The sequence below is a fragment of the Psychrobacter urativorans genome (assembly GCF_001298525.1).
GTDB classification, from domain to species: Bacteria; Pseudomonadota; Gammaproteobacteria; order Pseudomonadales; family Moraxellaceae; genus Psychrobacter; species Psychrobacter urativorans_A.
Window position 1 is genome coordinate 274133 of record NZ_CP012678.1, and the last position, 13984, is coordinate 288116.

10 protein-coding genes are annotated in these 13984 nt (G+C 43.1%); 3 read left to right on the forward strand and 7 right to left on the reverse strand.

Annotation, left to right across the window (positions count from 1 at the left end; translation table 11 throughout):
• Positions 1 to 42 precede the first annotated feature (42 nt).
• From acnD to AOC03_RS01175, 5 genes are all read right to left on the reverse strand, one after another.
• A complete protein-coding gene (gene acnD, locus AOC03_RS01155; protein ID WP_062536342.1) occupies positions 43 to 2676 on the reverse strand; it encodes a Fe/S-dependent 2-methylisocitrate dehydratase AcnD in 2634 nt (877 codons plus the stop codon).
• 252 nt (positions 2677 to 2928) lie between these two features.
• Entirely contained in the window at positions 2929 to 4068 is a 1140-nt protein-coding gene (gene prpC / locus AOC03_RS01160; protein WP_062533222.1) for a bifunctional 2-methylcitrate synthase/citrate synthase, read from the reverse strand.
• A gap of 133 nt (positions 4069 to 4201) precedes the next feature.
• Positions 4202 to 5092 carry a methylisocitrate lyase gene (prpB, locus tag AOC03_RS01165; protein WP_062533223.1) on the reverse strand — a complete coding sequence of 297 codons (891 nt, stop codon included), beginning with the start codon at positions 5090 to 5092 and terminating at the stop codon, positions 4202 to 4204.
• A gap of 390 nt (positions 5093 to 5482) precedes the next feature.
• On the reverse strand, positions 5483 to 6787 hold the full coding sequence (locus tag AOC03_RS01170; RefSeq protein WP_062533224.1) for an NRAMP family divalent metal transporter: 1305 nt from the start codon (positions 6785 to 6787) through the stop codon (positions 5483 to 5485).
• Positions 6788 to 7056: 269 nt separating this feature from the next.
• Positions 7057 to 8043, reverse strand: a complete 987-nt coding sequence (locus AOC03_RS01175; RefSeq protein ID WP_062533225.1) for a LysR family transcriptional regulator — start codon at positions 8041 to 8043, stop codon at positions 7057 to 7059.
• A 249-nt stretch (positions 8044 to 8292) separates the two neighbouring features.
• Here AOC03_RS01175 and AOC03_RS01180 point away from each other — a divergent pair, with 249 nt between their 5' ends.
• Together AOC03_RS01180 and truC are read left to right on the forward strand one after the other, a co-directional pair.
• Positions 8293 to 9168 carry a hypothetical protein gene (locus AOC03_RS01180; protein WP_062533226.1) on the forward strand — a complete coding sequence of 292 codons (876 nt, stop codon included), beginning with the start codon at positions 8293 to 8295 and terminating at the stop codon, positions 9166 to 9168.
• Between the two features lie 128 nt (positions 9169 to 9296).
• The gene (gene truC, locus AOC03_RS01185; RefSeq protein WP_062536343.1) at positions 9297 to 10067 is read left to right on the forward strand and encodes a tRNA pseudouridine(65) synthase TruC; all 771 of its coding nucleotides are present in this window, start codon (positions 9297 to 9299) and stop codon (positions 10065 to 10067) included.
• A gap of 120 nt (positions 10068 to 10187) precedes the next feature.
• Here the strand turns inward: truC and AOC03_RS01190 are convergent, their stop codons facing one another.
• Complete coding sequence (locus AOC03_RS01190) at positions 10188 to 11144, reverse strand: NAD(P)-dependent oxidoreductase (protein WP_062533227.1); 957 nt, start codon at positions 11142 to 11144, stop codon at positions 10188 to 10190.
• A 387-nt stretch (positions 11145 to 11531) separates the two neighbouring features.
• Between AOC03_RS01190 and rluF the strand changes: the two genes are divergently transcribed.
• A complete protein-coding gene (rluF, locus tag AOC03_RS01195) occupies positions 11532 to 12515 on the forward strand; it encodes a 23S rRNA pseudouridine(2604) synthase RluF (RefSeq protein ID WP_062533228.1) in 984 nt (327 codons plus the stop codon).
• A 121-nt stretch (positions 12516 to 12636) separates the two neighbouring features.
• Here rluF and AOC03_RS01200 read toward each other — a convergent pair whose 3' ends face one another.
• Positions 12637 to 13632 (reverse strand): diaminopimelate dehydrogenase, encoded by a 996-nt coding sequence (locus AOC03_RS01200; protein WP_062533229.1) that lies wholly within the window; start codon positions 13630 to 13632, stop codon positions 12637 to 12639.
• Positions 13633 to 13984 lie beyond the last annotated feature (352 nt).

The window sequence follows — 13984 nt, forward strand, 5'->3', positions numbered from 1 at the left end:
AAACATGATATCAGATAATTCGATCTGTTTAGCTTAAAACACTTACGTAATATCTAACGTGCCATCGATAAACTCTTTCGCAAAACGCTGTAGCATACCGCCCGCGTTATACATTTTGACCTCATCAGCGGTATCTAAACGACATTTCACTGAGGCTTTATCGACAGTACCATCTGTGCGGTTAATGACCAATGTCATCTCACCACCAGCCGACACTTCGCCTTCAATATCGAATATTTCAGTACCATCGATATTAAGCGTATTGCGCGTAATGCCTTCTTTAAATTGCAAAGGTAGTGCGCCCATACCGACCAAGTTTTGACGATGGATACGCTCAAAATCTTCTGCAACGACGACTTCAACGCCTGCTAAACGAACACCTTTGGCAGCCCAGTCGCGGCTTGAGCCTTGACCATAGCCGTCACCGGCAATAATAATAAGCGGCTGCTCACGGTTCATATAGGTTTCGATTGCTTCCCACATACGCATAACTCGACCTTCTGGCTCGACTCTAGCCAATGAGCCTTGGACGACTTCACCTTTCTCGTCACGTACCATCTCATTCAATAGCTTAGGATTGGCAAAGGTAGCACGTTGCGCGGTTAAGTGGTCGCCGCGATGGGTGGCGTAAGAATTATAATCTTCGCTAGGTAAACCCATAGTATCAAGGTACTCGCCAGCAGCTGAGTCACCCAAGATAGCATTTGATGGCGATAAATGGTCAGTAGTGATATTGTCACCTAACACCGCTAACGGGCGCATACCTTTTAGCTTATTCATCGCTGCCATTTTGCCTTCCCAATACGGCGGACGGCGAATATAAGTAGTCTGTTCACGCCAGCCATAGAGTGGGCTTAACGCTTTACCCGTGTCTTTTTTGGCTTCATCAAACATTGGAATATAAACAGCGTTAAATTGTTCAGGCTTCACCGCTTTGGCAACGATAGCATCAACTTCGTCATCATCAAACCAGATGTCTTTTAGATAAACATCATTGCCGTTTTGGTCTTTACCCAACGAGTCTTTTTCAATATCAAAGCGGATGTTACCGGCGATAGCATAGGCAATCACCAATGGCGGTGACGCTAAGAATGCTTGCTTGGCATACGGATGGATACGACCATCAAAGTTACGGTTACCTGACAATACAGCTGTGGTGAACAAGTCATTATCGATAATTTCTTTTTCGATATCAGGGTCTAATGCGCCACTCATACCGTTACAAGTCGTACAAGCAAAGCCAACCACGTCAAAGCCAATTTCTTGTAGCTCAGACATTAAGCCTGCTTCCTCTAGGTACATTTTGACTGTTTTAGAGCCTGGTGCTAATGATGATTTTACCCAAGGCTTACGTAATAAGCCTTTTTCATTGGCGTTACGAGCAACCAAGCCCGCTGCAACCATATTGCGTGGGTTAGAGGTGTTGGTACAGCTGGTAATTGCGGCGATAATAACCGCACCATCTGGCATCAAGCCATCTTCTGGCTCAGGTAATTTTTCTTCAGGAGCGTGAGCAATACCTTTGGCAACCAAATCCGTGGTTGAAACGCGGGCATGTGGACGTGAAGGGCCCGCCATATTGCGTACGACAGCGGATAAATCAAAATCAAGTACACGGTCATAAACCGCATTTTCCATACCATCAGCCCATAGACCGGTCTGCTTAGCATACTGTTCAACCAGTTTGATTTGCGCTTCACTACGACCAGTTAGGCGTAAATAGTCGATGGTTTGCTCATCGATATAGAACATCGCTGCGGTTGCGCCATATTCAGGAGTCATATTAGAGATGGAAGCACGGTCACCAACACTCAGATTGCGTGCACCTTCACCGAAGAATTCAATATAAGTTGAAACCACACCAGCATCACGTAAGAACTCGGTCATAGCGAGCACTAAATCGGTGCCGGTAATGCCTTTTTGCAACTTGCCTGTTAGCTTAACACCAACGTAATCAGGCAGGCGCATATATGATGGGTTACCCAACATCACGCTTTCAGCTTCTAAGCCACCAACACCGATAGAGATGACACCTAACGCATCAACCATTGGCGTATGACTATCCGTACCGACTAAGGTATCAGCAAAAGCGACTTGTTCACCGGCTTTGTTTTTTACTACTTGCACAACCGGTGACATCTTCTCTAAGTTAATTTGGTGCATGATGCCGTTACCAGGCGGTACGACGTTAACGTTATCAAAGGCATACTGACACCAGTTGATAAAGTGAAAGCGGTCATCGTTACGGCGCTCTTCGATAGCACGATTTTTCTCAAAAGCGTTTTCTTCAAAGCCGGCATGTTCAACGGCTAGTGAATGGTCAACGATTAATTGCGTTGGCACGATAGGGTTTACTTTTGATGGGTCACCACCTTGCTCAGCGATGGCATCACGTAAACCTGCCAAGTCAACAAACGCGGTTTGACCTAAAATATCATGACAAACGACGCGGGCAGGGTACCAAGGAAAATCTAAATCTTGCTTACCATAGATATGCTGCTCTAATGCCGCGGTTAAGTCTTCTGGTGGGCAACGGCGTACCAGGTTCTCACATAATACTTTTGAGCAGAACGGTAGTTTGTCATACGCGCCCGCTTCGATATTCTCAATCGCTTCGCGGGTATCAAAGTAATACAGGTCGGTATCGGGCAGTGGCTTTTTGAATTGTTCATTCATTGGCTGTACTAGGGCGTTGTCCATGAGTCACCTTTGGCTATTGGCTGGTTGGCATTCAAAAAAAGAGGCTTTCTCTTAGCAAAAACATCATCAGTCGTATTAGAATCAGAAGTAGGTTTTGCTAAAAAAACATAGTTAAAAAGAAAATGAGGTTATGAAGAAAAAACAAAGATTTGGCTGCTAAATGAATATATTTAGCAGCCAAACCCGTTACCTAGCATAAACGCTTATACTGGGTAACGAATAGAGATACTAACGCGCACTTATCTCTGGTACTGAACGCAATTCTTCACCGGTATATTCCGCACTTGGGCGAATAATACGGTTGTTAGCACGTTGCTCGAATACGTGAGCCGCCCAACCTGTCAGACGTGAGCAGACAAAAATTGGCGTGAACAACTTCGTTGGAATACCCATGAAGTGATAAGCTGAGGCATGGAAAAAGTCTGCATTACAGAATAGTTTTTTCTCGCGCCACATCACTTCTTCACAGCGTACCGATACTGGGTATAACACTTCATCACCCACATCTTTACCTAGCTTTTCAGCCCAGCCTTTGATAACGACGTTACGTGGGTCAGATTCACTATAGATAGCATGACCAAAGCCCATGATCTTATCTTTACGAGCCAGCATTGCCATCATCTCTTTTTCGGCTTCATCTGGTGAGGTAAAGTTCTCAATCATATCCATCGCTGCTTCGTTCGCGCCGCCATGTAAATGACCACGTAATGAACCAATCGCACCCGTAATGCAAGAATGGATATCAGACAAGGTAGAGGCACAAACACGAGCAGTAAAAGTTGAGGCGTTAAATTCGTGCTCAGCATAAAGAATCAGTGATACGTTCATAACCTTAGTATGCAGCTCGTTTGGCTTTTCACCTTTTAGCAGATGTAAGAAGTGACCGCCAATGGTGTCATCATCAGTTTCGGTTTCGATACGTACATTGTCATGGGTAAAGCGATACCAATAGTTAATGATTGAAGGGAAGACCGCTAACATGCGGTCTGCTTGGTCATTTTCTTCAGCAAAGTCGAGTTCGGTTTCAAGATTACCGAGCATAGAACAACCAGTACGCAAAACATCCATTGGATGGGCGCTGGCAGGGATACGCTCAAGGACATCTTTCAATGCTTGAGGTAAACCACGTAAGCCTTTTAATTTAGTTTGATAAGCATCAAGCTCGCTTTGGGTTGGTAAGTTGCCGTATAGCAACATATAAGCGACTTCTTCAAAGATACATTTTTCTGCAAGCTCTGACACATCATAACCACGGTAAGTCAGACCAGAGCCTGATTTACCCACGGTAGATAGAGCGGTCTTGCCAGCGACTTGACCGCGTAGACCTGCGCCTGACAATACTTTTGCTGATTGGTTTTGTGCTGCCATGATAAATTCCTTTTTGTTGGTAGCTAGTGTTGAATCAAAGATAAAGGGGTTATAACTCTTGCATACTGCGCTGGCATACTCATTGATACAAAATCCAGCGCCTTGCACTTTACATAACGGCTAACTGCTAAAACTACTTATTATCTGCAAACAATTTGTCTAGCGTTTGCTCAAACTCATGATAGTTTAAGAAATCATAGAGCTCCATACGGGTTTGCATGGTATCGACGACTTTTTCTTGCGTGCCGTCAGACAACAGATGCTGATAAACATTTAATGCCGCTTTATTCATCGCACGAAATGCCGATAGTGGGTAAAGCACCATATCGACGCCAACACCATGTAATTGTTCGGTGGTATAAAGATCGGTCTGACCAAACTCAGTCATGTTGGCAAGGACTGGAATATCAAGCACGTCAGTGAATTTGCGATACATCTCAATATCAGTCAACGCTTCAGCAAAAATCATATCAGCGCCCGCTTCTTGAAAGGCAACCGCACGCTCAACAGCTGCATCAAGACCTTCAACAGATAAAGCGTCAGTACGCGCCATCACCACAAAGTCATTATCAACTTTGGCATCAAGTGCTGCTTTTAAGCGATCAACCATTTCTGAGATACTAACGATTTCTTTATTCGGGCGGTGACCACAGCGCTTTTGCGCCACTTGGTCTTCGATATGCACTGCAGCAACACCGGCTTTTTCCATTTTACGAATGGTTTGGGCAATGTTAAATGCGCCACCAAAGCCAGTATCGATATCAACCAATAATGGGGTATCAACGGCATCGGTAATACGGCGCGCATCTTCTAAAACATTATCAAGGCTGGTCATGCCAAGGTCTGGCAGACCAAACGAGGCATTTGCCACGCCAGCGCCAGAGAGATATAGCGCTTGGTGACCGACTTGCGTTGCCATCATAGCGGTATAAGCGTTAATTGCGCCTGCGATCTGTAGTGGTTGGTTGTTATCGTTTTTTTGTTTCATTGCACTGCGAAAGCGAGCGCCAGCTGATAGGGTCATGCGAGAATCCTTGCGTAAAGGGTTGGTCTTATCAAAGTAGTGTCAGGCGATAGTTATCATTAACCTTGCCTGTATGCCCTTAGAGTATAGGTAATTACTCTGCTTTTGAAGAGGTGCTTATTCTGTATTATTAAAATATAGTAATAAAACAATGTAATTAAATTACATATATTCGATTAATAAATAATACTATCCATTAATCGTTGATTTAGTCATCTTGTTATTCATTTTGGTAAAACCGGATGATAGTTTGCTATCTATTATTTAACATTTGGTTACAATTTTAGCTATTGGTCTTTATAATTATCAATAAAAAAGCCCTCTTAGTTTAACTAAAAGGGCTTTTAATCTATCGATTATATGATTATCTATACGAGCTAACAGTTATCCTTAACCAAGGATACCTGCAAGGTTGGCTAAGAATAACAGGGTAAAGCCACCTAAAAACACCAGACTTGCTATCGAATAGGCATTCATGCCGGCTGATAGTTTTTTATGGTTTTTCACGAGCGAGTAGTTTAACCAACCAAAGATAGGCGCGGATATAAATGCCGATATCATCGCGAACTTTAGCATTGCGCCTAATTGTCCAGCAAAGAAGCTAATAATCACCAGACCGCCACCGATAGCATAAGTGGTCCAAAAAGCGATTTGCTTTTTGTTAATCTCGTCTTCGCCTTTTAGCAAGCGCCAGCATTCGGCGTTGGCACGTCCGTAACCATCCGCACAGGTAATCGTCGTCCCAAACATACACATGAAGGCGACAAAGGCGACCAGTAGTCTTGACCATTCACCGATAGTGGCGGTATACATATTGATCAGCTGATCAATATAAGCAACACCGGCGGTTTGAATCTCTTGACCAGAGCCGTATTGTACGAAGACACCTAACGCTAAAAAGAACAAGGCTAGAACAGCAGAGACTAAGAAGCCGACATTAAAATCCAGTAACCCCTGACGATGCGTCGTATTGTCCGCTTTTCTTTTTGCAGATGTCCACATCGACGTTATGGCAGCGAACTCAAGTGGTGCTGGCATCCAACCCATCAAAGCAACAATAAAGCCTAAAGTCGCTAAATTCCAAGGAGATGCCAGGACAAAGTCAGCAACCATCACCGTCGGTTTGCCAGCCGCAATCATCACCGCCACCACGGTTGCAGATACAAGCGCAATCATAATCCACTTAGTCACACCATCAAGCAACTTATAGTGACCAGCAATCAGGAAAAACCAACATACAGCAACGATGATGACAGCTAAGGCAATACTTGATAATCCCAAAGAAGCTGGCAGCATAAAGCCTAATATTACGGCAGCAAGTAATGTCACGGCACCCGTACTAATCACCGCCGATAAAATGGATAGAATAAAATAAACCCAAAGATAAGCTTTTGAGCGCTTGGCATAACCGGCAATTAAGCTCTCGCCCGTGTCGTAAACATAATCAGTACCAAAACGAAAAAATGGATATTTAAAGACATTGGCTAAAATAATCATAATCGCCAATTGCCAGCCGTATAGTGCACCTGCTTGCGTGGATGAAATCAGATGCGAGCCACCAATTGCCGCAGTTGCCATTAAAATGCCGGGACCAAAAATTCGCCAGCTAAAGCCTTTTTGTGCAACGCTAGAATTAGGTTCGGTTAAGTCGATAGCTGTACTATCATCAGGGTTGTTAAGTTGTTGTGCAGTCATGAGTACCTCAAAAGTGTTCAAGCGGCAAGCCGTCACCATCCTGTGAGTGCTTGCCCATTGCAATTTGCCAGTAATCATTACAGCAAAGTATAAAAGACATAAATCGTGGCGGGGACTGTATCACACCTCGCTTAATGCAAGATAATGATGATTTTTACGGATGTCGCTAAGAGATAGTTAGGTATACGCTATATTTTTTAGCCGTACTTTATAAGCTATTTATAGATTAACAATGCGCTTAATAATAAGTCGTCGACAGTATTAAATAATTAAACAAAATGTTGACGACGGTAAGTAATCCCGCGCCGCTCATACACTTGATAAGTGGCACTCAATAAATCGGGAATTCTTGGATGAACAAAGTCTTTTAGCGTATGCAGATAAATAGGCGAGGTCACGTTTTCATGCACCAGACGCTGATAGCTAATCTGCTCAGTGCGTACCGTCTGTAGGCTGGCTGGTACTAAGGTAATCCCTTCACCAGCCGCCACCAACCCAAGCGCGACTTGCAAATCACTTACTTTCGTGGTCATAAATGGCGTAATACCGTACTGTGCAAAAAGATGCAGTAATGGTTCCGTCTCTGTATTGGCGGTAATGGCTTTACCATCCGTTTTTGAAGAAGCACTGCTATTGGCTATTTGCCCTGGCAGGTGCGTTTGATGGTATAAAATTAAGCGATTATTAGCCAAATCAATCAAGCGTTGTTCAGGATTGTCGGCAAGGGGGTGCGCTTTTGGCAGTGCAACCACATAACGCTCGTGGCGCAATAGTATTTGCTGAATCCACGGGTCTTTATGTGAAAAACGGCTAAAACCGATATCAATTTCGCCACTTTTTAATGCTTCAATTTGTTGATAAGAGCTGATATCTTTTAAATTGACATCAATATCCGTGCTTAAATGTGAGCGTTGCTGCTTTAACGTAGCAATAATTTCGGGTAGTAGCCCATATAGTACGGACGGCACAAAACCTATATTTAACGTGGTACTGGGCGCAGATAAGCGCTGGGTCATACTGGTAATGGTATCTAGCTCTGTCAATACAGCACTGATCTTATCATAAAAAAAACGACCCGCTTCGGTCAACTGTAGTGGTCTGTTATAGCGATCAATCAATAGGACACCCATGTCGGTTTCTAACTGTTTCAATAGCCGACTTAAACTAGGCTGTGACAAGCCAGTTGTTTTTGCTGCCGCACTAAAGCTCTGTAGGTTAGCAATGGCAATAAAGGCGTTGAGTTGCTTTAAATCCATAGGGCAATATCCTTAAACCTCATGTTTAATCATATTTTGCAATATTATCTTTATAAATGGCATCATTTTTGCTTATAGTTTACTTATAAAAAATAAAATTAGTGATAAAAATCCAAATTTTGCTTGAAGGTAGCGTGCTTGCCCTTTATATTGTGCATGTCTAGCAGCGTTACATTTTAGCAAAACATCTTAACGTAATGTAATGATAGCGGTCACTTAATATTCATGACGACATTGGCGTAATACACTATGACTGATTCAGATAACTATAATAACGCCAATAATGATAGTGATGCACGTGCCGATAGCGATACGAAACTTAGCAAGTCTAAGCGTACTAGCGATATTTATGAACGCTTTTTAAGTCGGGTGCAGCAACTTGATAGCGAAGTTAGCGAAACTGACGTTGATGATGGTTTTAGTAAGGAGTCGTTATACGAGCCATTAAGTGAGGCAGAATTAGGGCTTTTTGCTGATTTTAGTGACAGCAATGACAATGAACCGCACTTAGCTGTGCCTCAGTATGAACATGACGATATTAAAGAACATCTAAATACTGATGAAAGACTTGATAATGAGGAGAGTAAATCAGCTAATAATGCTGATAGCATAAATAACAGTCAGAATGCTGATATCGCTATTGAACATATTGATGAAACTACTCATTCCGATGTCAGTGTTCATCATCAACTGACAAAAAATATAGAAAAATCCAAAACATCAGGTGCCGTAAGAGGTCGGCAAGTCAGTAGTGTTAAGCTCCTTATCATTGGCGTGGTTTGCGGATTATTATTAAGCGCCAGTATGGTTTTTCTGCTCAATAAAACAGGGCTATTAACTGCCTTAACCGATAATTCAGTGCTTGATAGTTCTGAAACGATAACACCAAGTGCAAAAGTGAATGTACCAGCAACGCCTGCATCTATACCCCAACCAACAGCCATAACGACTGCTGATGCTCCCCAAACATCTCCTGAAAGTAATACGGTAACAGCGCAGCAAACGTCAGCCAATAAAGCTACGACAACACAACCGAATAGTGACGCTATACCTGAGGCAGATATTACCTATGAGGATTTTAGGGAAGAGGCGCAAAACACTTTATATCGTGAGACCAAAGATTAATTAGATGGCTCTTAAACAATGAAAAAATGGTTCATGAATTAATTATTGGAAAACCTTTATATGTGACTTGGTCAGGTGCGATAAAAAAGATATATAATTACAGTATCTAAAGTATGGGCACTGAACACATGAATATCGAAAACGATACCACTAACCAAACCGATAATAAAATAGATATCATCTATGAAGATGAATTTTTGGTGGCGATTAATAAAGAGGCTGGTCTATTGGTGCATCGCAGTTGGCTGGATAAAGGCGAAACGCGCTTTGCTATGCAACTCACCCGTGATGCGGTAGGTTGCCATGTCTTTCCGGTGCATAGGCTGGATAAGCCTACCTCAGGCGTGTTGTTATTTGCCAAGAGTCCAGCCGTAGCGCGTAGCCTTACCGAAGCTTTTACTGCGCACGAAGTTACCAAGCAATATTTAGCTGTGGTGCGGGGCTTTATGCCAGAACAGGGCACTGTGGATTATGCGTTGAGCTTTCAGCCCGATGCCATTGCCGATAAGCTTGCTGACTTGGACAAACCCCCTCAAGAGGCGGTAACCCATTGGGAGAGTTTGGCACAAGTTGAGCTGCCATTTACGGTGTCAAAAAAGCATGAGACTAGCCGCTATAGTCTTATGCGTTTAACACCTGAGACCGGACGCAAGCATCAGCTGCGTCGGCACATGAGACATGTATTCCATCATATAGTGGGTGATACCAGTCACGGCGACGGACGGCACAATCGGTTTTTTCGTGCTCAATATGGCTGTCAGCGCATGCTACTGCATGCCGAGAGTTTAGCGCTCAACCATCCAGTTACCGGTGAGCCATTGTTACTAAAAGCGGAATTAGACGATCAATGGCGGCGCATTATGGAAGAATTTGCTTGGGTAAATAGCGCTGATAATTAAGCAATATAAAATCTAACCAGTAGACATGAAATTCTGTTTTCTTCCCATTTCTTCCAAAAAAAACAAACCTACCGTGAAGATAGGTTTGTTTTTTATTTACACGGTTTTAAATCACTATATTTATTGAATAACAATGTTTTCTTGTGCGCCTTTTTCCCATTTAACAATATTGTTAAAGGTAATTTCGGCTCTTCTGACCATGGCTTCCTCTGTTGCATATCCAACATGCGGAACAAGAACCGTATTTGGAGCAGTTAAGATAGGGTAGTCTGTAGGAACAGGCGGTTCCATCTCTACTCTGTCTAAACCGGCGCCAGCGATAGTGCCATTGTGCAGTGCTGCTGCCAAAGCATCATGATCAACAATCGGTCCAATGGCGGTATTGATTAAGAATGAACTGGTTTTCATCAATGCCAGCTTATCTTTATCAATCAGGTTTTTGGTTTCAGCGGTTAGTGGTATATGAAGGGTGACAATGTCACTCGCCTTTAAGACGTCATCTAGCGACTTATATTCCACCCCTTTATCTACCAGTTCTTGATTGACGCTTCTATTGTATGCAATGACTTTACAGCCATAAGCCAAACCTAATTTGGCGACTGCGCTGCCGATATCGCCAGTACCTAGAATCCCTAAGGTTTTACCATTTAAATCAATCTGGCGGTAGCCATTCTTAGTACCACCTTCTCTAGTTATCGCATCTAACGGTACAATGTTGCGTAGCAGTGCCGTTATTAGCCCAAAGGTAAGTTCGGCTACAGAGTTGGTGCTATAACCGGCGGCATTTGAGACTTTAATGCCTTTTTCTTTACATTTTTCTAAATCGATATGGTTATAACCCGTGAAGGCAATTGAAATGTACTTTAACTTTTCTGCAGCATCGATCACGTCGCTACTTAATGGCGTATTAGCGAGCACTAAAATTTCTGCATCTTTAATTCTGAGCTTAATCGTCTCATCATCTAATTTTCCATCATCATATGCCACTAACTCATGACCGTTATCAGTCAAAGATTTTGTTATTATATTTAATTCTTCATTACTGATTCCTAGAGATTCTAAAATTACAATTTTCATTTTTTATCTTTCCTTAGTTTTTATGGTTACATTTAGTCATACTATTTGCTTTTTACATAAGCATACCATTGTTCAGGCATTTTTTAAAATGAGCTAGGCGGACCATACCATAGAAACTAAGGTGGGAGGTTTTAATCAGACAGCCTGACTCAAGTAAACCAATCTCCGAGATACTCGGGGCGGTTTACCTTTGACATCATGACGAAGCGCTTTTGACGCCATCTTGATTGATACGATTTTAGATACATTTCTAGATTTTTGCCTATATCGCCTGAAATGGGTACTGAATTTCCTATATAATGTCAGCCATCTCGTTGTTAATAATCCATTCAATTTAAGCTTTTTTCTTAGCAAGAAAGGCTTTTTATTAGGTAAAAACGGCACTTTATGTTTAACACTTCCTCGACTCGTTTAAATAAATACATCAGCGAAAGCGGTATTTGCTCTCGAAGAGATGCTGACCGCTTTATTGAACAAGGTAATGTATACCTCAATGGTAAGCGTGCTGCGATGGGTGCGCAAGTGGTTGCTGGAGATACGGTAAAAGTCAACGGGCAGCTCATTGAGCCAAAAGAAGCGGATGACTTTGTTTTTATTGTCTTAAATAAGCCAGTCGGCATTGTGAGTACAACGGAAAGCTCCGAGAAAAACAACATTGTTGATTTTGTTAGACATAGCGTACGTATTTTCCCGATTGGGCGTTTGGATAAAGACTCTCAGGGTTTGATATTTTTGACCAGTAATGGCGATTTGGTCAATAAAGTGTTACGTGCTGGTAATAACCACGAGAAAGATTATGTGGTGACGGTGAATAAGCCGATAACGGATAGTTTTATTGAGGGTTTGGCTGGTGGCGTGCCTATTTTAGGGAAGATGACGAAAAAATGCCCCGTCACTAAGGTGTCGCCTAACGTGTTTAACATCACGCTAGTACAGGGTTTAAATCGCCAAATTCGTCGTATGTGTGAGCATTTTGGCTATGAAGTCGTGAAGCTTGAGCGTACGCGAATTATGAATGTGAATCTGAAAGGTATACCCGTTGGCGATTGGCGAGATTTAACAGAAAAAGAGTTGTCTGTTTTACTTAAATCGATAGAAGATTCTTCTTCAGAAGACAATTCTTCGGCTAAGAAATCTCGTAATGCGCCCCGCAAAAAGCCTCGTACTGATGATTCATCAAAAGCAAAAGCGTCTTCAAAAACAACGGGTGCAGCAAAGGGCAGTGCTAAACATTCCAAAGATGGTGCTAGAAAACCAGCGGGTTCTAAAGGTAAAGAGTGGCGTCCTTTTAGTGATGGCAAGAAATCTGGCGGCAAGGGTAAACCTGCTGCCAATGGCAGGCGTCCTGCAAAAGGTCGAGGTTCTAAGTAGTCTTAGCAGCTGTCTAAGTAAATGATGCCACTACACACCAAAGATTAGGCCATAAAAAAAGCACCAAGCTATTCAGGCTCGGTGCTTTTTTGTTTAATATTTTTTAGCTCAGCGCTAGCGCTTACAGCAGCTCTTTACGCAGCTGCGCCGGTGTCTTAGGTGACAATAAACTAGGCGCCACGTCGAGCACAGTTTTCGCACCAGCTTCACCGGCTTGATTCATTTTATAGGTAGCGCGGGCATAAGCCACGAGCACGCTGGCGGTAAACTCAGGGTTACTGCCAAGCGATAATGAAAATTCTAACACTTGGTTATTGTTCTCATTGTCTATACCGCTGACGCCACTACGAATGACAAAGCCACCGTGCGGCATTTTGCCATGCTCAGACTCAAAAGTTTGTTGATCGATAAAATGCACCGCCGTGTCGTAGTCGGCAAAATAATCCGGCATGGTCACGATAGTATTCCGTACTGTATCGGCATCGGCACCGTCTGCTAACACGATATAGCATTCGCGGGTGTGCTTCTCGCGGGTGCTGAGTATGGGCTGCTCACCGTTGCGTACCCGTGCCATGGCAGATTCTGAAGGAAGGGTATATTGCACGCCTGACTTAACACCAGCCACGCGACGTATCGCATCTGAATGCCCTTGGCTTAAACCCTTGCCCCAAAAGGTGTAGGTTTCGCCCACTGGTAAAATGGCTTCGCCGTATAAGCGATTGATAGAAAAAAGCCCAGGATCCCAACCGACGGACAACATGGCGACTTTGTTAGCTTTTTTAGCGGGCGCATCAAGAGCGTCGAAGTACTCAGGAATTTTAGCGTGAGTATCGAAGCTGTCGACGATATTGAATAAGCCGGCGAACGCTGGACCTTGCTCGGGTAAATCAGACTTTGAGCCGCCACATAAAATCAGCACGTCGATGTCATCGACGTATTGTGCAATATCGTCCATAGCGTACACGGGCACGCTTTGGTCAATTAGGATGACAGAAGCGGGGTCTCGGCGGCTGAATACACCGACTAATTGCATGTCTGGACTTTGCTTGATGGCGGCTTGGGCGCCTCGACCGAGGTTGCCGTAACCGGCGATGGCGACTCTAATTACAGGGGTCATTATGATTAGCCTTACGTTGGTGTAGCGAACAGTCAGTGACTGCTGGTGTGATAGGTATCAAGTAATACTTGCTGTTTATGTTTAATAAGGATGTGCAGAAATAGCGCTTATTTTAAATGATTATTATTACAAGTGATAGCTTACTTTGCATATTTGAATCCATCTTTACAAGGGTATTTATTGAACCAGTCTACAAATTACTCGTTGGCGTTATTGTGAGTATAAAATAAAATCGGAAAAGTCAGTAAACACTAGAATTATATCGAACAGTTTAGTGCATTCTAAATAGCCGCTGAATTTATCGTTTAAAAACCATTACGCTAAGCTTATTAGGTCTTCACTAGGCATTCGA